26 protein-coding genes and 1 pseudogene are annotated in these 18484 nt (G+C 47.1%); 15 read left to right on the top strand and 12 right to left on the bottom strand.

Annotated features, from left to right (window positions below; genetic code table 11):
- Window positions 1–4 precede the first annotated feature (4 nt).
- From DW103_RS13975 to DW103_RS13920, 12 genes are read left to right on the top strand one after another with little or no spacing between them, the layout of a single operon-like run.
- Window positions 5–340 carry a DUF4133 domain-containing protein gene (locus tag DW103_RS13975; RefSeq protein WP_010803765.1) on the top strand — a complete coding sequence of 112 codons (336 nt, stop codon included), beginning with the start codon at window positions 5–7 and terminating at the stop codon, window positions 338–340.
- Entirely contained in the window at window positions 337–2850 is a 2514-nt protein-coding gene (locus DW103_RS13970) for a TraG family conjugative transposon ATPase (protein ID WP_122277170.1), read from the top strand. Before DW103_RS13975 ends, DW103_RS13970 begins: the two co-directional genes overlap by 4 nt.
- Window positions 2851–2861: 11 nt before the next feature.
- Window positions 2862–3218 carry a DUF3876 domain-containing protein gene (locus DW103_RS13965; RefSeq protein WP_122277168.1) on the top strand — a complete coding sequence of 119 codons (357 nt, stop codon included), beginning with the start codon at window positions 2862–2864 and terminating at the stop codon, window positions 3216–3218.
- Complete coding sequence (locus DW103_RS13960) at window positions 3215–3841, top strand: DUF4141 domain-containing protein (protein ID WP_122277166.1); 627 nt, start codon at window positions 3215–3217, stop codon at window positions 3839–3841. The genes DW103_RS13965 and DW103_RS13960 overlap by 4 nt, the downstream gene beginning before the upstream one ends.
- Window positions 3842–3860: 19 nt before the next feature.
- Window positions 3861–4868, top strand: a complete 1008-nt coding sequence (gene traJ / locus DW103_RS13955; RefSeq protein ID WP_122277164.1) for a conjugative transposon protein TraJ — start codon at window positions 3861–3863, stop codon at window positions 4866–4868.
- 20 nt (window positions 4869–4888) lie between these two features.
- Complete coding sequence (gene traK, locus DW103_RS13950; protein ID WP_117945570.1) at window positions 4889–5512, top strand: conjugative transposon protein TraK; 624 nt, start codon at window positions 4889–4891, stop codon at window positions 5510–5512.
- A gap of 4 nt (window positions 5513–5516) precedes the next feature.
- Window positions 5517–5813, top strand: a complete 297-nt coding sequence (locus tag DW103_RS13945; protein ID WP_122277162.1) for a TraL conjugative transposon family protein — start codon at window positions 5517–5519, stop codon at window positions 5811–5813.
- Window positions 5791–7110: a conjugative transposon protein TraM gene (gene traM / locus DW103_RS13940; protein ID WP_122277160.1), complete on the top strand. Its 1320-nt coding sequence runs from the start codon at window positions 5791–5793 to the stop codon at window positions 7108–7110. The genes DW103_RS13945 and traM overlap by 23 nt, the downstream gene beginning before the upstream one ends.
- A gap of 29 nt (window positions 7111–7139) precedes the next feature.
- The gene (gene traN, locus DW103_RS13935) at window positions 7140–8075 is read left to right on the top strand and encodes a conjugative transposon protein TraN (protein ID WP_122277157.1); all 936 of its coding nucleotides are present in this window, start codon (window positions 7140–7142) and stop codon (window positions 8073–8075) included.
- Between the two features lie 3 nt (window positions 8076–8078).
- Window positions 8079–8660 carry a conjugal transfer protein TraO gene (locus DW103_RS13930; protein WP_122277155.1) on the top strand — a complete coding sequence of 194 codons (582 nt, stop codon included), beginning with the start codon at window positions 8079–8081 and terminating at the stop codon, window positions 8658–8660.
- A 13-nt stretch (window positions 8661–8673) separates the two neighbouring features.
- Complete coding sequence (locus DW103_RS13925; protein WP_122277153.1) at window positions 8674–9144, top strand: DUF3872 domain-containing protein; 471 nt, start codon at window positions 8674–8676, stop codon at window positions 9142–9144.
- 1 nt (window position 9145) lies between these two features.
- Window positions 9146–9466 (top strand): hypothetical protein, encoded by a 321-nt coding sequence (locus DW103_RS13920; RefSeq protein WP_009291837.1) that lies wholly within the window; start codon window positions 9146–9148, stop codon window positions 9464–9466.
- Here the strand turns inward: DW103_RS13920 and DW103_RS18280 are convergent.
- From DW103_RS18280 to DW103_RS13895, 5 genes and pseudogenes are all read right to left on the bottom strand, one after another.
- Window positions 9448–9615, bottom strand: coding sequence for a hypothetical protein (locus tag DW103_RS18280; RefSeq protein WP_199653029.1), 168 nt, complete (start codon window positions 9613–9615; stop codon window positions 9448–9450). The genes DW103_RS13920 and DW103_RS18280 overlap by 19 nt on opposite strands.
- A 54-nt stretch (window positions 9616–9669) precedes the next feature.
- On the bottom strand, window positions 9670–10152 hold the full coding sequence (locus tag DW103_RS13915) for a hypothetical protein (RefSeq protein ID WP_122277151.1): 483 nt from the start codon (window positions 10150–10152) through the stop codon (window positions 9670–9672).
- Between the two features lie 15 nt (window positions 10153–10167).
- Window positions 10168–10386, bottom strand: coding sequence for a DUF3873 domain-containing protein (locus DW103_RS13910; protein ID WP_009291835.1), 219 nt, complete (start codon window positions 10384–10386; stop codon window positions 10168–10170).
- Window positions 10387–10466: 80 nt separating this feature from the next.
- Window positions 10467–11000: an antirestriction protein ArdA gene (locus DW103_RS13905; RefSeq protein ID WP_122277149.1), complete on the bottom strand. Its 534-nt coding sequence runs from the start codon at window positions 10998–11000 to the stop codon at window positions 10467–10469.
- Window positions 11001–11672: 672 nt separating this feature from the next.
- Window positions 11673–11867, bottom strand: a pseudogene (locus DW103_RS13895) (tyrosine-type recombinase/integrase); the annotation flags it as partial.
- A 319-nt stretch (window positions 11868–12186) separates the two neighbouring features.
- On the opposite strand from DW103_RS13895, the gene DW103_RS13890 reads away from it, so the two are divergent.
- The gene (locus tag DW103_RS13890; RefSeq protein WP_122277147.1) at window positions 12187–13419 is read left to right on the top strand and encodes a site-specific integrase; all 1233 of its coding nucleotides are present in this window, start codon (window positions 12187–12189) and stop codon (window positions 13417–13419) included.
- Window positions 13420–13445: 26 nt separating this feature from the next.
- Entirely contained in the window at window positions 13446–14768 is a 1323-nt protein-coding gene (locus DW103_RS13885) for a site-specific integrase (RefSeq protein ID WP_122277145.1), read from the top strand.
- A gap of 53 nt (window positions 14769–14821) precedes the next feature.
- Here the strand turns inward: DW103_RS13885 and DW103_RS13880 are convergent, their stop codons facing one another.
- From DW103_RS13880 to DW103_RS13860, 5 genes are all read right to left on the bottom strand, one after another.
- Window positions 14822–15121, bottom strand: a complete 300-nt coding sequence (locus DW103_RS13880) for a hypothetical protein (RefSeq protein ID WP_122277143.1) — start codon at window positions 15119–15121, stop codon at window positions 14822–14824.
- A 286-nt stretch (window positions 15122–15407) separates the two neighbouring features.
- The gene (locus DW103_RS13875) at window positions 15408–15701 is read right to left on the bottom strand and encodes a helix-turn-helix domain-containing protein (RefSeq protein ID WP_122277141.1); all 294 of its coding nucleotides are present in this window, start codon (window positions 15699–15701) and stop codon (window positions 15408–15410) included.
- Between the two features lie 59 nt (window positions 15702–15760).
- Complete coding sequence (locus DW103_RS13870; RefSeq protein ID WP_122277139.1) at window positions 15761–16063, bottom strand: DUF3876 domain-containing protein; 303 nt, start codon at window positions 16061–16063, stop codon at window positions 15761–15763.
- A gap of 10 nt (window positions 16064–16073) precedes the next feature.
- On the bottom strand, window positions 16074–16379 hold the full coding sequence (locus DW103_RS13865) for a helix-turn-helix domain-containing protein (RefSeq protein ID WP_122277137.1): 306 nt from the start codon (window positions 16377–16379) through the stop codon (window positions 16074–16076).
- The gene (locus DW103_RS13860; RefSeq protein WP_122277135.1) at window positions 16376–16663 is read right to left on the bottom strand and encodes a DUF3408 domain-containing protein; all 288 of its coding nucleotides are present in this window, start codon (window positions 16661–16663) and stop codon (window positions 16376–16378) included. Before DW103_RS13860 ends, DW103_RS13865 begins: the two co-directional genes overlap by 4 nt.
- A 490-nt stretch (window positions 16664–17153) precedes the next feature.
- Between DW103_RS13860 and mobA the strand changes: the two genes are divergently transcribed.
- Window positions 17154–17603: a conjugal transfer protein MobA gene (gene mobA, locus DW103_RS13850; RefSeq protein ID WP_122277234.1), complete on the top strand. Its 450-nt coding sequence runs from the start codon at window positions 17154–17156 to the stop codon at window positions 17601–17603.
- A gap of 66 nt (window positions 17604–17669) precedes the next feature.
- Here mobA and DW103_RS13845 read toward each other — a convergent pair whose 3' ends face one another.
- Together DW103_RS13845 and DW103_RS13840 are read right to left on the bottom strand one after the other, a co-directional pair.
- Window positions 17670–17993, bottom strand: coding sequence for a helix-turn-helix domain-containing protein (locus DW103_RS13845; RefSeq protein WP_122277232.1), 324 nt, complete (start codon window positions 17991–17993; stop codon window positions 17670–17672).
- Between the two features lie 130 nt (window positions 17994–18123).
- Entirely contained in the window at window positions 18124–18483 is a 360-nt protein-coding gene (locus DW103_RS13840) for an RteC domain-containing protein (RefSeq protein WP_233545694.1), read from the bottom strand.
- Window position 18484 lies beyond the last annotated feature (1 nt).

Genomic DNA, 18484 nt, shown 5'->3' with positions numbered 1-18484 from the left:
GGCTATGTCTGAATATCCGGTAAACAGGGGTATCGGGAAGCCGGTGGAGTTCAAGGGACTGAAAAGCCAGTACCTCTTTATCTTTTGCGGCGGCTTGCTCGCCGTCTTCGTAGTGTTCATCGTCCTGTTCATGGCAGGCGTGAATCAGTGGCTATGTATCGGTTTCATCGTGTCGGCTTCGCTGCTGCTCGTGTGGCAGACGTTCCGGCTCAACGCACGGTACGGCACGCACGGGCTGATGAAAGCAGCCGCACGCAAAAGACACCCACGCTTCATTATCAGCCGAAAGGCGATACCCCGGCTGTTCAACTACAAAAGAAGAAAGGAAGAAAGAACATGAGGAATACATTAAAGGCTACCACGCTGGAAAGGAAATTTCCCCTTTTGGCGGTGGAGAACGGCTGCATCATTTCAAAGGATGCCGACATAACGGTGGCTTTCAGGGTGGAACTGCCCGAACTGTTCACCGTTACCAGTGCCGAGTACGAAGCCATACATTCGGCGTGGTACAAGGCAATCAAGGTGCTGCCCGACTACTCCATAGTACACAAGCAGGACTTCTTCATCAAGGAGAACTACCAGCCCGACACCGAAAGGGACGAACTTAGTTTTTTAAGCCGCTCCTTTGAACGGCACTTCAATGAACGCCCGTTCCTGAACCATTACTGCTACCTGTTCCTGACAAAGACGACAAGGGAGAGAAGCCGCCGACAGAGCGACTTCTCCACCCTCTGCCGGGGCAGGATTGTCCCGCAGGAGATAGCCGACAAGGAAGCGGCGGCAAAGTTCATCGAGGCGGTCGGGCAGTTTGAGCGCATCATGAACGACAGCGGGTTTGTCACCCTTACCCGGCTGGCGGCATCGGAAATCACCGGGCAGGACGGAAAGGCGGGCATCATCGAGAAATACTTCTCGCTCTCGCAGACAGATACCACCTGCCTGAAAGACATCGGGCTGTACCCGGAAGAAATGCGTGTCGGGGACGACATACTGTGCCTGCACACGCTTTCGGACGTGGAAGATTTGCCGGGCAAGGTCGGGACGGACTGCCGATTTGAGAAGCTGTCCACCGACCGGAGCGACTGCCGACTGTCATTCGCCGCCCCGGTGGGCGTGCTGTTGTCGTGTAACCACGTCTATAACCAGTTCATCTTCATAGACGACCACTCCGAAAACCTGAAGAACTTCGAGCAGACCGCAAGGAATATGCAATCGCTCTCCCGTTATTCCCGTGCCAACCAAGTGAACAAGGAGTGGATAGACGAGTACCTGAACGAAGCCCACAGCAAGGGGCTTGTATCGGTACGCTGCCACTGCAACGTCATGGCATGGAGTGACGACCGGGAAGAACTCAAACGCATACGCAACGATGTGGGAAGCCAGCTTGCGCTAATGGAGTGCAAGCCCCGGCACAACACCACCGACACGCCCACGCTCTTTTGGGCGGGCATACCCGGCAACGAATCCGACTTCCCGGCAGAGGAAAGTTTCTACACGTTCTTGGGGCAGGCTCTCTGCCTGTTCGTGGAAGAAACGAACTACAAGAGTTCGCTTTCCCCGTTCGGTATCAAAATGGTGGATAGGGTAAGCGGGCGACCGTTGCACATTGATATTTCAGACCTGCCCATGAAGAAAGGCATCACGACCAACCGCAACAAGTTCATACTTGGGCCGAGCGGGTCGGGAAAGTCTTTCTTCACCAACCACATGGTGCGTCAGTATTACGAGCAGGGTGCGCACGTGCTGCTGGTAGATACGGGTAACAGCTATTTGGGGCTGTCCCAGCTTATCCACAACCGCACGCACGGCGAGGACGGGATTTATTTCACGTACTCCAACGAGAACCCGATAGCGTTCAACCCGTTCTATGTCGAGGACGGGGTATTTGACATCGAGAAGAAAGAGAGTATCAAGACGCTTATCCTTACTTTATGGAAGCGGGACGATGAAGCCCCCAAGCGGTCGGAAGAAGTGGCGTTGTCAAACGCCGTGAGTGCCTATATTGAACGTATCACGGGCGACAGGTCGGTAACGCCCTGCTTCAACACGTTCTACGAATTTGTGCGGGATGATTACCGCCGACAGCTTGAACAGAAGAACGTCAGGGAAAAGGATTTTGACATTGACAATTTCCTGAACGTGCTTGAACCGTACTATCGTGGCGGTGAATACGACTACCTGCTGAACTCTGACAAGGAGCTGGATTTGCTGCATAAACGCTTCATTGTCTTTGAGTTGGACAACATCAAAGACCACAAGATTTTATTCCCGATAACGACTATCATCATCATGGAAGCGTTCATCAACAAGATGCGCAAGTTAAAGGGAATAAGGAAGTTAATACTAATTGAGGAAGCGTGGAAAGCGATTGCATCGGCGAACATGGCGGACTACATAAAATATTTGTACAAAACCGTCAGGAAGTATTTCGGGGAAGCGATTGTGGTAACGCAGGAAGTGGAAGATATTATTTCTTCCCCTATCGTGAAAGAAAGTATCATCAATAACTCGGACTGCAAAATCCTGTTAGACCAAAGAAAATATCTTAACAAGTTCGACAGCATACAAAATCTGCTCGGACTGACCGACAAGGAACGTTCGCAGATATTGTCTATCAACATGGCGAACCACCCCGGACGGAAGTACAAGGAAGTTTTCTTCTCGCTGGGCGGCACGCAGTCGGCGGTATATGCCACAGAAGTTTCGTTGGAAGAATACTACACGTACACGACAGAGGAAAGCGAGAAAATGGAACTGTTCGCCCTCGCCGAGAAGCTGGGCGGCAACCTTGAACTGGCTATCAAACGGCTTGCCGAAAGCAAACGTAATCCCCAATCATCAACAACTTAAAATAAAGAAACATGAAACGGACAAACAGACTGTTTCCCATGCTGCTATGCGCCTGCCTGTCATTGGCTGGCTGTACTGGCAGCGGGGAAAAACAACTGGAAAAGATGCGTGGCGAATGGGTACACGTCAAGGGACACCCGGCTTTCACGCTCTCGGAAACGGGCGGCAGATACACCGTCACCCGGAAAGCGAATGTCAGGGGCAGGGTGCTGGAAACCGCCTATCAAGTGTCGGAACGGGACGGAAAGCTGTTTATCGAAACAGGCTTTGCCATACTGCTGACGTATGACAAGGGACGTGACCGGATAACCCTTTCACCCGGCGGCGAATACAAACGAGTTACAAACCCTAAAAACAGAAAAAGATGAAGAAAACAATTCTCCTTATGGCGGTATGCTGCTGTTTCATCGGCAAGGCATCCGCCCAATGGGTGGTGTCAGACCCCGGCAACTTGGCGCAGGGTATCATCAACACCACCAAGCAGATAGTGCAGACTTCCACCACAGCCAAGAACACGCTGGACGGATTCATGGAAGCGCAGAAGATTTTCCAGCAGGGTAAAAAATATTACGATGCGCTCAAATCGGTACACGATGTTGTCAAGGGCGGTGTCAAGGTGGGAAAGTCTATCGAACTGGTGGCGGAAATCTCCGAAATCTACGTGCGCAACTTCCAAAACATGCTGGCAGACCCGAATTTCACGGCTGACGAACTTTCCGCAATCTCGTTCGGCTATGCCAAACTGATGTCGGAAAGCTCGGACGTGTTGCAGGACTTGAAGAATGTAGTGAACATCACGGGTATGTCGCTGACGGATGCCGAACGGCTGGCTATTATTGATAATGCCTACCGAAGTCTATTGAATTACCGCAACCTCGTGAACTACTACACCCGCAAGAACATATCCGTGTCCTACCTGCGGGCGAAGAAGAAGAACGACACCGACCGGGTGCTGGCTCTCTACGGCTCGGCGGATGAACGCTACTGGTAACATATAAATCGGTATGCCTATGTTATTAGCAGCGGTGGATTTTGACAACCTGCACCAAGTGTTGCGGGTGCTATATGATGAAATGATGCCCTTGTGCAGCAACATGACGGGGGTAGCCAAAGGGATAGCCGGGCTGGGTGCGCTGTTCTATGTAGCCGCCAAAGTGTGGCAGTCGCTCGCAAGGGCGGAAGCCATAGACGTGTACCCGCTCCTGCGCCCCTTTGCGCTGGGGCTGTGCATCATGTTCTTTCCCACGTTCGTATTAGGGACTATCAACACGGTGCTGTCGCCAGTGGTGAAAGGGTGCAACCAGCTTATGGAAACGCAGACTTTCGACATGAACGAGTACCGGGCGCAGAAAGACCGACTGGAATATGAAGCCCTGATGCGTAGCCCCGAAACGGCTTACCTCGCATCGGACGAGGAATTTGACAGACAACTGGAAGAACTGGGCTGGTCGCCGTCCGACATGGTGACTATGACGGGTATGTATATGGATAGGGCGGCTTACAACATCAAGAAGTCCGTCCGGGACTGGTTCAGGGAATTGCTGGAAATGCTCTTTCAGGCGGCGGGGCTGATTATAGACACGCTGCGCACGTTCTTCCTGATTGTGCTTTCGATACTGGGTCCGCTGGCGTTTGCGATTTCCGTCTATGACGGTTTCCAAAGCACGCTGACCCAGTGGATTTCACGCTATATCTCCATTTACCTGTGGTTGCCCGTGTCCGACCTGTTCAGCAGCGTGCTGGCACGCATACAAACGCTGATGCTCCAAAAGGACATCGAGCAGCTTTCAGACCCGAATTTCATTCCTGACGGGAGCAGCACCGTGTACGTAATCTTTATGATTATCGGCATCGTGGGCTACTTCACCATTCCAACGGTGGCAGGCTGGATTGTGTCGGCTGGCGGCACTACCGCCTACAACCGGAACGTGGCGAAAGCGGGGGCGAAAGCGGGGGCGATAACCGGGGCGGCGGTCGGTGCGGCAACCGGGAAAGTAGCCGGGAAACTACTCAAATAACCAACATCAAAATTTAGAATATGGAATTTAAGTCATTGACAAACATCGAAACGAGTTTCCGGCAAATCCGGCTTTTTGCGCTGGTATTCATCTGCCTGTGCGCACTGGTGACGGGCTTTGCCGTGTGGAACTCGTACAGCTTCGCCGAAAAGCAACGGCAGAAGATTTACGTCCTCGACAACGGTAAAAGCCTGATGCTGGCTCTTTCGCAGGACATGGCACAGAACAGACCCGTGGAAGCCAAATCGCACGTGCGGCGTTTCCACGAGCTTTTCTTCACGCTCTCGCCCGACAAGGGGGCTATCGAAAGTAACATCAAACGCTCGCTGTTCCTCGCCGATAAGACCGCTTTCAACTATTACAAGGACTTGGCGGAAAAGGGCTACTACAACCGGGTGATTTCCGGAAACGTCACGCAGACGGTTGAGATTGACAGCGTAAAGTGCAACTTCGACCAGTACCCCTACAAGGTGAACACGTATGCCCGCCAGTTGATTGTCCGGGAAAGCAGCCTGACGGTGCGAAGCCTTGTGACCTCGTGCCGCCTGCTCAACGCCACACGGAGCGATAACAACCCGCACGGCTTCATCATCGAAGCGTTCACCATTACCGAGAACAAGGATTTACAAACCATTAAGAGATAGCCTTATGGAGAGAAAACGAAACTATATCGAAACGGTGCAGGACTGGGCGGACGACCGCCTGCGCCGAATGTGCGGACGGATTACGCCGGGCAAAAGGCTGGCGGTTATCCTCGTGATGTTCCTCTTTTTCGGCGGCTTGTCTATCTACATCACCGTTTCATCAATCTACAATATCGGGAAACGGGACGGCAGGCGGCTGCAAATAGAACATATCAAACAACTGCCGTTGCAAGGCAACGACACAATCAACAGTATCAACCCCTTAAACAGACCGGAACATGGAAGAAGTACAGAAGAATGAGAACGGCACGACCGTGCAGCAACCGGGCAAGCAGCCTGAAAAGGAAAAGAAGCCCGAAAAGGAACTGACACCCCAGCAAGTGCAGCAGCGCAGGAAAATGATAGTCTTCCCGCTGATGTTCCTTGCCTTTGCCGGGTGCATGTACCTGATATTCGCCCCCTCCGGCAAAGAGGACGTGAACGTGGAGAGCGTGGGCGGCTTCAACGCCGACATACCCCTGCCCGCAGAGGACGGGATTATAGCCGACAAGCAAAAGGCATACGAGCAGGCGATGATGAGCCGCAAACAGCAGGACAAGATACAATCCTTGCAGGACTTCGGTTTCACCGGGAACGATGAAGCGGAAGAACCGCAAGCGGAAATCGACCTGATGCCGGAAGAAGAAGATATGAAGCCCCAAAGGGGCGGCGGTGCTTCTTCGGCATACGCTTACCGGGACATCAACCGCCAGTTAAGCACGTTCTATGAAAGTCCGGCGGTGGACGAGGAAAAAGAGGACTTGAAGCGGCAGGTGGCGGAACTGACAGACCGACTGCAACAGCAGCAGAATGCCACGCCTACGGCTGACGACCAAATGGCACTCTTGGAAAAGTCCTACGAGCTGGCGGCAAAGTACATGAACGGCGGGCAGGGACAAGTCGCACAAGTCCCGGTAACGGGCGACATTAACCGCAAGCCGGATGCGGTGGCGGTGCAGGCTGTCAGGGAAACGACCGTTTCGGGATTGCAGCAGCCCATGAGCGATGCCGACTTCATCCGGGCTTACAGCCAGCCACGAAACTACGGCTTCAACACGGCGGTAGGCACGGGGTACGCTATGGGAAAGAACACGGTAGCCGCCTGCATCCACCAAGACCAAACGCTGGTGGACGGGCAGGCGGTGAAACTACGGCTGCTCGAACCCATGCAGGCGGGGAACATCGTTGTGCCGAAGAATACCCTTGTGGCGGGGACGGCAAAAGTGCAGGGTGAACGGCTCGATATACAGGTGTCCTCGATTGAGTATGCGGGCAACATTATTCCGGTTGAACTCGCCGTGTTCGATACGGACGGGCAAAAAGGGCTTTCCGTCCCGTCCTCAATGGAGCAGGAAGCGTTCAACGAGGCAATGGCGAATATAGGCAGCGGGCTGGGCACAAGCATATCCTTTGCACGGAGTGCAGGGCAGCAGGTGGCTATGGACGTGACAAGGGGCTTGCTGCAAGGAACGTCCGGCTATCTTGCGAAAAAGTTCAGGATTGTAAAAGTAAAACTGAAAGCAGGCTATAAAGTCATGCTTTACGCCAAACAACAATAATTATTCAACCACTAAAATTTCAATTAACGATGAAACAGATTTTTGTATTGTTCGCCCTCTTGCTGGGCGTGTGTGCGGCAAACGCACAAACTACTGACACCGTGAAGTATGCGGCTGGAAACGACTTGTACCGGGGTATTACCCGGAAACTCCCGTACCGCCAAATGGTAACGCCCTACGGTGTGGAAGTGACCTTTGCCAAGACGGTGCATATCATCTTTCCCGCCGCCGTCCGCTATGTCGATTTGGGAAGCAACCACATCATAGCGGGCAAGGCGGACGGAGCGGAGAACGTAATCCGGGTGAAAGCCACGACAGAGGGCTTTCCGGGCGAAACGAACTTCTCCGTCATTTGCGAGGACGGCAGTTTCTTTTCGTTCAACGCCAAGTACGCCCGTGAACCGGAAATGCTCAACATCGAAATGAAAGACTTCTTGGAGAACGAGGACACCAGCGACTTTTCGCATACCCGCATGAACATCTATTTCCGGGAACTGGGTAATGAAAGCCCGCTGCTGGTGAAACTGATAATGCAAAGCATCTACAAGAACAATGACCGGAAAGTGCGCCACTTGGGTAGCAAGCGTTTCGGCATACAGTTCTTAATCAAGGGCATTTATACCTATAACGGGATGCTCTATGTACACACGCAGACAAAGAACAGTTCCAACGTGCCTTTCGATACTGACTTCATCAGGTTTAAGATAGTCGATAAGAAAGTGCCGAAACGCACCGCCATTCAGGAAACGGTACTGGATGCGGTACGCAGCTACAACGAGGTGGTAGAGATTGCAGGAAAAAGTACCGTGCGCACGGTGTACGCCCTGCCGAAGTTCACCATTCCTGACGACAAACTGCTGTTGGTGGAACTCTACGAGAAGAACGGCGGGCGGCATCAGGTTATCCGGGTGGAAAACGCCGACATCGTGAACGCAGAAGTGATTGACGAACTAAAAATCAAATAGGGAATGAAAAGACACGTCTTTATAATGATGCTCTTTGCGCTGTGCCTGACCTCGTTTCAGGCACACGCGCAAAGATACCTGCCGGGCATGAAAGGCTTGCAGGTCACGGCGGGCATGGCGGACGGGGTACATTGGAACTCCGACACGGATTTCGCCTACCACATCGGGGCGGCGTACAGCGTTTACACCAAGAACGCCAACCGCTGGGTGATTGGCGGGGAATACCTGCACAAGAAGTATGACTACAAGGATATGCGTATTCCGGTCGAACAGTTCACCGCAGAGGGCGGCTATTACCTGAAATTCCTATCGGACAGGCGAAAGACCTTTTTCCTTTCATTGGGATTGTCGGCTCTCGCCGGGTATGAAACCAGCAACCGCAGCGAAAAGCTGCTGCCGGACGGCTCTACCTTGCTGGATAAGGACTGCTTCATTTACGGCGGTGCGCTGACGCTGGAACTGGAAGCCTATCTGACTGACCGGGTGGCTCTGCTACTGAACGCAAGGGAACGGGCGTTGTTCGGCTCGGACATAGGCAAGTTCCACACGCAGGTATCTTTGGGACTGAAATTCATTATCAACTGACCGCTATATAATAATGTATATGAAGAATGTAATGTATAAAATCATCATGGGCTGCTACATCGTGGCCGCCCTTGTGCTTGTCACCGCCTGTAATGACAACTTGGATATTCAGCAGGCGTACCCGTTCAGCATCGAAACGCTGCCAGTACCCAAAAGGCTGAAAGTCGGGGAAACCGCCGAAATACGCTGCCAGTTGGTGCGTGGCGGCTATTACCAGCCGACTACCTATCAAATAAGGTACTTCCAGCCGGACGGCAAAGGGAAGCTGGAAATGGATAACGGCACGGTGTTCCTGCCCAATGACCTGTACCCGCTGGAAAAAGAAACGTTCCGGCTCTACTACACCTCGGCATCGACCGACCAGCAGACGATTGACATTTATATCATCGACTGCTTCGGGCAGGTGCAGCAACTTTCGCTATCGTTCAATAATGACAACAGCGGGGAAGAAACGGAAACAATAACCCCTAAACAGATAAAATGACATGGTAAAAATAGAATTGGATATAAAAGGCATCTCGTGGTATATAGAAACCACGTTGGAAACGGATATAGTTCCGGCAGTAGGTGACATCATCATTGTGGACAAGGACTGTATTTCCGAACGTGACGGGGCTGAATTGTGGAAAACGCCGTCCAATCAGGTTTTCAAATGGGCGGACGAAGAAGATGATGCGCCCGTAATGGTATGGTTCGATTGCGACACGGAAATGCTTGTCACTAAGCGGACATGGAAATACGACATAGAGGAAGAAGAAACCGTGTGCATACTTAGTGTAAAATTTATTCACTGTGAGGATTTATAGTCGTGACATTCGTTTTCATCATCCTTTTGGGAAACCGGATATGGAATGATACGCAAGGCGTAAATATCGGGCAGACAGCCCGCCGGGAAGCATCGGCGGGCTGTTTCCATGATAGGGAAAACGGACGGCTTCTTTGTTACTTTCTTCACCCGCTGGCAGGCTCACGGAAGAAAGTAACGGCGGCTGTTTGCCGCCGTTCTCTATCAACTGGTTTTAAGGCTCTTTATGGACGTATATTTCTCTAACCACACCTTTACCTGTTCCATGTTGTATTCGCCCGTGATAATTGCCGTATGGTCGTTTATGGCTACAAACCGGACACTCTCGTAGCTGTTTACCCAGCCTTGCAGGGAACAGACGCCCCACGTTGCAACATCTTCAAAAACACTGCGGTCTATCCGGCTGATTGGCTCGCCGAAAACTACGGTCATTGTCTGAAAGTCCGGTTTGTCCTCCAGCAGTTGCAAATGGCGCAACGTGCCGAACCCGTCAATTTTGCGCCCCCACGCCCACACATCATTATACAAATCATCGCCCCACTGGTGCGGGTGGTCGAAACGGACTTTGACCGCCGCCGAATGTTGCTCGTCTTGGATGTCCTCGATAACGCCCGTTACCATTAAGCCTGTAAAAATGCACTCGCAACGTCTGCCGATAAGCCCTTTGTTTACTTCTGTTGTTTTCATGTCCCTAAAATTTACTTATTTATTACCCCGTTCTTTCTTCGCTACCCACTCGTCACGCCTGCGGCGGCACTCGTCCAGCGTTTTGGCTACCGTGCTGAAAAGTTCCATATCGGTATGGCGGTAGTCGTATTGAATATAAATCTGTCCCCTGAAAGCCCCTAAACAGCATTTCACGAACTTTTCTTCTCCCGGTGTTTGGGTAATGCTTACCCCGTTTTTGTTAAGTGACTGCATGATGTTCTATTTTTTAATGGTTATGAACTTTGTTATTTTGGCGGGCAGGGCTTTGACACCCCGCCCGGATTAGTATTCGGTTATGCCGCCCGGAACACAAAACCGTCATCAAACCAGTAATCGCACATAAACAGGTCACGGGCGAACTTTTCATAATCGAAATAGGTCTTTGCGAACTCCGGCAGGTTGTAGCATTCCTCGATAATTTCATAGGCGAAATCTTCTTCATCGTCATATTGCCCCCGATACTCGTCCCGGAAATCACGCACAAGGTCGTCCGCATCTTCCTCGCTCAAATCATGGCTTTTGTAGTTGCACCACACGAAAAAGGCTTCCTGCTCGGTATCGTCCAAATCCTCCACCGCATCACGCAGGGCGAAGAAGTTTTCAGAAATCCAGCTTTCGCCGATTAAGCCCTCCGGCACGTTCTCCCAGTCCTGAAACATATATTCCGCATCTTCCTCGTCCTTGTGAAGTTCCCGGCAGGCTTCGTAAAATTCTTCCTTGTCCGAATAGTCCGAAAGGTCGAGCCATGCCCCGAACAATGAACCGTTGTTGTACTTGCCGTAAGTGCCTACATAAACTTTTGCTTCTGATAATACCTTTGCTTCCATATCCTTTTGATTTTTAATGTTTTTAATTTTATGCGGATTTGAGAGGTGAGGGAGTTGAAGTTTCACTGAACTTTTTTCCTGTTTCCCGTAAATCCGACTTTTTTTTTATGCGTCTTCCGGTCGGGTCGGTCGTTTTCGTTTCACATAGGCTGGTTTGTGAAGGGGTCTTGCTATGCAAATTTTTCCGACAAAAATTTTTTCCGACCAACGGGAAGCTGGAACAATTTTTTTCGATGAAACCCAATTTGCAGAGCCAAAAGCCCCCGTAGCTACCTTTGCCTATTGAAATGATTAAAACGACTGTCCCGGCTGGGGGACTGCGTAAGAGGAAGATTTACAGATAGGGAAACCGGGGAAAAGTGCCTGTTCCCTTTCATCTTTTAGGGAACACTCCATGCGGGCGGGAAAGACAAGGGTATGGCAAGTTTACCTTGCGGTACGCTTGTGCGGGTTTCCAACGGCTCTTTTCACGAAATACAGTCAGCCATGCCACGCACGGCTGGCGTTTCGGGGAATGTGCCAGTTGGAAAAGGATATAAAAAATGCGGGTAGTCGGTGGACTGCCCGCAAGGTGGAAAAATGTACAATGCTGGGATATAGTTTGTTAGGTGAAATTTCGTTACCGAAATCGTTACCTGTTCTGTTACCAACGGTATATAGGTAACTGGAAATTTACATGGCGGCTTCCTTGTAAATCTTCTCGATGCCGACAAACTTCTTGTCAAGCCCCTGCATATCGCTGCCAATCTTGCTGTTGGTGATGCGGGCGTAGATTTGTGTCGTTTCGATATTGGTGTGTCCCAGCATCTTGGAAACCGTTTCAATGGGTACGCCCTTTGACAGCGTGGTGGTCGTGGCAAAAGTATATACAGAAAAGGTAATCATTAGCAATAGAACGTAAAGCGCAGATAATCATGTATGTTTGTCGTTTGTAGTCGTTAGCTGTCCACCCTTGAAAAAGAAAAAAGGAGCGTATTCAGGCAGTAGTTCCGTTGCTTATCCGTTACCCTTTTTAGAGGTCGGCAACAGACAGCAAAACAAGGAATTAGGACGGACTTCTGCAAACCGGCTCGTTTCTTTCTTTTCGCTGTCCTCATTAGACCTTTGAACGGTCTGTTTGTCAGTGGCTTGCATCATTTCAAATAACTCTGTTGGAAGTAATTTTATCAACTTAAAAAACAGAGATATGAAAACAGATTTGAAAGTACATTTCTACTTAAGAAAGACCGATGAAAAGAAAAACGGTGAGTGTCCCGTAATCGGAAAAATCACCATCGGAAAAGACGTTGCACAGTTCAGTGCAAAAGTTACCGCCAAAGCATCCCTTTGGGATATTGTTTCAGGCAGGGTGACAGGCAAGAGCAAACACGCCACCGAAATAAACGCTACATTGGATAAAATAAGCGTGGCGATAAACACCAGTTACCGCAAATTGCAGGAAGAAAAGAACACTATCACCGCAAGCGAGGTAAAGAACGCATTTCAGGGCATCGCATCCCAGCAGGAAACACTAATCAGATACTTTACACGCCACAATGAAGATTTTAAGAAACGTGTAGGCGTGAACCGTGAGTTATCCACACAGGTACAGTATGAAAACTCCCTGAACCATCTTAAACGGTTTATGTCCCTGAAATGCAAGTTATCGGATATTCCATTTACACAGCTTGATTTTCCTTTCATCGAGAAATACGATTTTTATCTGCGTGTGGAATTGAAATTAAAGCCCAACACAATATTGGGTATCGTGCGCCACTTGCGTAAAATGATAAAACTCGCCATTGGTGAGGGAATTATAATCCGTGACCCGTTTGACGGTTATTCACCTGAAAGACCAAAAGCCGAACAGAAATATTTGACACGTGAAGAATTAGACAAGATAATAACCACACCCTTAGACCATCCATGCAGATATTTAACCCGTGATATGTTTCTATTCTCTGTATTCACCGGATTGGCATACAGGGATATTTGCAACCTTACGGAAAAGAATATTGCAAGGGCTTCCGATGGCGTGCTATGGATAGAAACCACCCGGCAGAAAACCGGAACGCCTTGTGAAATTCCCCTGATGGAAATCCCCCTGCAAATCCTTGACAAATACAAGGGTTTAGCCCCTGACGGTAAACTGTTACCAATGCAAAGCTGTGGCAGGCTGAACAAGAACCTGAAAGTTATCGCCCAACTTTGCGGACTGAAACGAAAACTCATTTTTCATGCCGGAAGGCATACATACGCATCGGAAATTTGCCTGTCGCAAGGCGTACCGATAGAAACCGTCAGCCGTATGTTAGGACATAGGGATTTACGTTCCACGCAGATATACGCCAAAATCAGCAATAATAAAATTTCGGAAGACACCGACAAACTGGAAGAACGGATAAAAGATAAATTCCGGTTGGTTGACGTAGAACAATAAATAAATCATTCTAAATAACTATTAATATGGAAAAGAATACAAAAGCCAAAAGAAGCACCTTTGCTATCTTGTTTTATCTCAATACGTCCAAACGTAGAAAAGACGGTACTTGTCCGATAGTGGGACGTATAACGGTAGATACAAATTCCGTACAGTTCAGCACGAAAATCAATCTTTCTTCCCCTGATTGGGACGCAAAGAAAGGGCGGGCGAAAAAAGAAAGAAAAGAACTTTCCGAGATAAACCGGACACTTGACCGTTTGGAAAAGCAGGTAAAAGCCCACTATTCCCGGATAGTGGAAACAGAGGGGTATGTAACAGCCGAAAGGGTAAAGAACGCCATGAACGGGGTAGGTGAAAAAGCATCCAACCTGTTACAGCTATTTCAGGAACACAATACCGAATTTGAAAAGCGTGTAGGCGTGAACCGTGTCTATGATACTTATTATTCCTATTTGCTGACGTACAAGCATCTTTCAAACTTTATCCGCATGAAATACAATTCGGAAGATGTACCGTTAATCAGCCTGACACATAAGTTTGTAAATGATTTTGATTTCTATTTGAGGGTAGAAAAGCGTATGCAGGCAAGCACCGTTTTAGGACGTATGATTGCATTGAAAAAAATAATCACCCGTGCCATCAATCAGGGAACACTAAGACGTAACCCGTTTATGAACTATGTAGTGGAACAGCCTTTGAAAAAGTACAGACATTTGACGGAAGAAGAATTTCAAAAGTTACTCACCACTCCTATAACAACCAAACGATACTACCGTACAAGGGACTGGTTTGTATTTTCGTCTTTTACGGGTCTGTCTTATGCGGATATGTGCGCCTTATCGGTTGATAACCTGATAACGGAACAGGATGGCAGCACATGGATAAAGATACCACGCCAAAAGACAGGGACGGTATGCAGCATCAAACTATTAAGTATTCCTTTGATGATTATTGAGAAGTACAAGGACGAACGGAAAACGGATAAGGTGTTTAACATGATAAGCCTTTCCAATATCTGCATCAACCTGAAAGAAATAGCCAAATTATGCGGTATAGACCGGAATTTAACCTATCACATGGCAAGACATACATATGCAACTCAAACGTGTATCTCACAGGGAGTTCCGATAGAAACGCTCTCCAAACTCATGGGACACTGTTCTATTCAAACGACACAGTTATATGCCAAAATAACCAATCAGAAAGTAAACGAGGATATGAAAAAACTCTTTACTAAAGTAAGCGGTAAATACCAAGTCCTTGAAAGTGACATTACTTCGGACATAGCACACAAGAAATTTTCTCAATGGCTGAAAGTGAAACAAATATTTCCTGAAAAGAAATAAAATACTGGTTAAAGAAGATAGGCAAAACCTATCTTCTTTTTAATTCAGTCCTGCTAATTCATTCCTGCCACCTTGATTAGTTGCATTATCTCTGCCAATGTACCTTTAGGTTTGATTGTTCCATTCAGAAAACCGCCCAATTCATTTTCAAGCGTCTGACTGTCATAAACCGTAGTAATTGAACCACTGAAAGAAAAATCCTTTTTCCCCTCTTCATTCAATAGTTGTTGCAAGGTATCAACAAATTTATCAGCCATTTCACGCCTTTTAAAAACAAGATTTGTCAGTTGTTTTTCCTTGTAATAAATAGTCAGTATAGCAACCGTATTTTCATTTTCGCTTAAATCTTCCATTTTGGTAATACTTTAAAATTTAAATTTTCACGAAGATAGAAAAATACAAGCAATTACTATCCGGCTTTCGTACTTTTTCCAAAGCTGAATAAAACATTAACAAAGGTAAGCTCCGTATTCCGTCCGTTCAAGCCCAAGCCCTGCGGGTTTGAAAGAAAATCTCCACACCTCACGATGTTCGGGTAGTATTTTCTTCCAAAGGCTTGCACAGACGGACTACTACACTGATAAAGTTAATGTTCTTAGTCAGTTTCGGAAAAAAATGTGTTTTTTAAAGGGGGATAGGTTATTCCTGCCGTTCCTTGTTATAGTAGGTCTGCAAAAGCCTTTCTATATCGCTTTGACGGTAGATAATCTTTCCTTTTATCTGAATGTAAGGGATAACGCCCGTATCTCTCCATTCTTGCAGCGTGCGGATACTTACTTTCAGACATTTGGCTGCATCCCTGTTGCTTAGAAACTTTTCACCGTTCAAGTGCGGTTTGTTTTCCTTTGCCAGTCGGCTGATACCGTCTAACAGTCTATCCATAGACTGAGAGAAATCTTTAATTATTTCACTGTTGCCGTTTATCAATTCCATATTGTTATATCGTTATATTGATTTATAATTCGTTTGAATGATTGACAGACATACACCCGTCAATTACGCAGATACTCGCCATAATAAGAAATGGAAAGGCTGTCTTTTGCCTTGTCATAACCGATATAAAGCCGTTTAAAGGCTTCAACGATAAAGTAACGGTTATCTTCTTTCTGTATCTCGTAAACGGCAGGTTTCGCCTGTCCGTTATCAGATACATGGAGCATCGAAAGGAAATACTTTTTCTTGCTTTGGTATATCATCACCGTAGGATGAAGGTTTAAACTTTCCCATATTCCGACAATAGCAGACAATTTGAATGACTGGTTTACTTCCGTATTATTTTCTTCTTTCTTTTCCATAGGACAATATTTATTTATTATTTGATTTATAATTCGTTATCTTGTTTTCCGTACATTCTGCAATCAGTCTTTCAATATCGGCAGATTTATAGTACAGCTTGTTACCTATTTGGGAGTAGCCCAGTTTACCGCTATCCCGGTAGTTCTGCAAACTTCGGATGCTGATACCCAGCAGGGCACACACTTCACGACCTGACAGCCATTCATCCGGCTGGCGGGTATTCCCTTTACAAATCCTTTCCACCTGACTGGCGAAGCCGGAAAACCGACCGCACACCTGTTTAAAGGTCTGTTCCTCAACAGTTACGATATTCATACGTTTTTCTCTTTTGGCTGGTTGAATATTCCTTTTTGCATTTCTTCCCGGTAGAGAGCCGAAAGAACATCATTGTGCGTATTCAAATGTTCTTCCAGTACATTATCAATGAAATTTCCGATACTTACCTGTTTGCCTGTAATCACGCCTAAAATCTGCATGATACGTTTCTGTACCTCTCCGCTTATATACACACTTTGACGGTTGCAGATTGTTCGCTTTTGGAGATACGCCGCTTTGTAGTTCTCCTGTTTCTGTTGTAATGATTGTTTTACTTCTTCCATGCTTTCAATTTTTAATGGTTTATAAATAAGTTGATTGATTTCTGGTACTGATTGAAAGAAAGCCAGCCAGTTTTATAGCTATATCGCTTTTTCTTTAAATAGCTTTCAAGCATAGTTTAAAGCCATTTCTAAAGATTGTTTGGTAGTCTTATATATTGCTTTCATTCAATCATTTTTTGGCAAAGAAAAGGGTAAAAACAGACGCTTTTTAAAATAGGGTTACTTTGACGGTTAGTGTCGCAATTTGGCGTAGTAGGCTATATTTCAAAGACAAATTGCTGTCTGTAATTTTGTAATCGATAAACAGACAGAGGAAGAAGCCGAACCGCTTGCTTTGGCAATCTGACCGTAGGGAGGATTTTTATGTTCATTAGAACATAGCAAGGTGTGTTTTGAGGTCCGCACTTCGTTTTTTGCACCTCAAAACCTTGCCACCTGATAAGGTGGTTTGATTTACTCCGAAGTCGTAAACCTTGTAAAAATTATAATTATGGAACAGAAAAAGAAGTATCAACACAATGGAGGGCGCAAGCCTAAACTTGACCCACGCACACACCGTTATTCGTTTAATTTGGACGATGTGGAGAACGCCAAATTCCTATCATTCTTTGACAGGTCAGGTTATACGGTTAAAGCGCATTTCATTAAGAACTGTATTTTCGGTAAGTCGTTTAAGGTAATAGTCAGGGATAAAAGTAAGATTGATTATTACATTCAGCTAACACAGTTCTACTCACAATTCAGGAGTATAGGACAGAATTATAATCAGGTAGTGAAAGAACTTCATTCCAATTTTTCAGAAAAGAAAGCACTTGCTTTGCTTTATAAACTGGAACAATGTACTTTGGAACTGATAAAGACCAATGAAATGATAGTAATGTTAAGCAGACGGTTTGAACAGTCCTACCAAAGAGAGGGGACAATATCAGCGGAGGAATAAAAACAGCTTGCCCAACAAGAAAAATCCCGGAGTTGCCACGTGTACAACTTCGGGATAGTTTCTTTCTTAGTTGTCCGTTCCGTGTTGTTTTTCAAACTTGCGGAGCGTACCCACATCAAACCTTTCCTTTATGAACTCACGCACATCGGAAGCCCGATAATAGGCTTTTCCGCTAATCATCATAAAGGGCAGTAGTTTTTTGCTTCTCAATCTCTGCAATGTTCGGGTACTCACTTTGAACAACAGGCACAAGTCCTGATTATCCAATAGCTTGTCACCCGGCATTACTTCGGGGTTGGTTTGCAAACTCTTTACATCTTTGCCAACTTCTTCCAGTTTATCGAGTAGTTTTTGCATCCAGTCTTTGAACTCGTAACTATCTACATACATATTTGCTTCATTTTTCAGGTTACACATAAATGATTACCAATCGATTGATGAAGCAAAGTTCAGAAAATGGAAGCAAAGAAATTACAGGGTAGTATGTGCTACCCCGTATAAATTGATGCTAAGTCATTGATTATCTATACCCTTTATTTTCGTGTTCCTTTCGGATAAAGGCTATTAATCCATTAAGAAATTCCGTTAGTTTGGTAGATTTTCGCTTTATAACATCTTCATGTTTTTGGTAATAGTCCCCCAATTTTATATTAAAGAGCCATTCAAAGGCTTTGCCTAAGTCCGTCAGGTGAACGGGTTTGCCATTCTGATATACGATGCGTTTGGAAAGAAATAAACCGCTGACTATTTCCATGATATTGACAAGGCTTGTTTTGTCAGCTAAATGGAGAGGGGAAAGAAACAGCTTGTTTGCGTGCTGTTTGAATTGTTCAGGGTACTTAATGCGCCATTTTACAATACGCATTTCAGTGTTCAACAGC

This window comes from Parabacteroides sp. AM08-6, assembly GCF_003473295.1.
In the GTDB taxonomy this organism is placed as follows: Bacteria; Bacteroidota; Bacteroidia; order Bacteroidales; family Tannerellaceae; genus Parabacteroides.
This window is presented reverse-complemented; position numbering and strand designations above follow the sequence as displayed.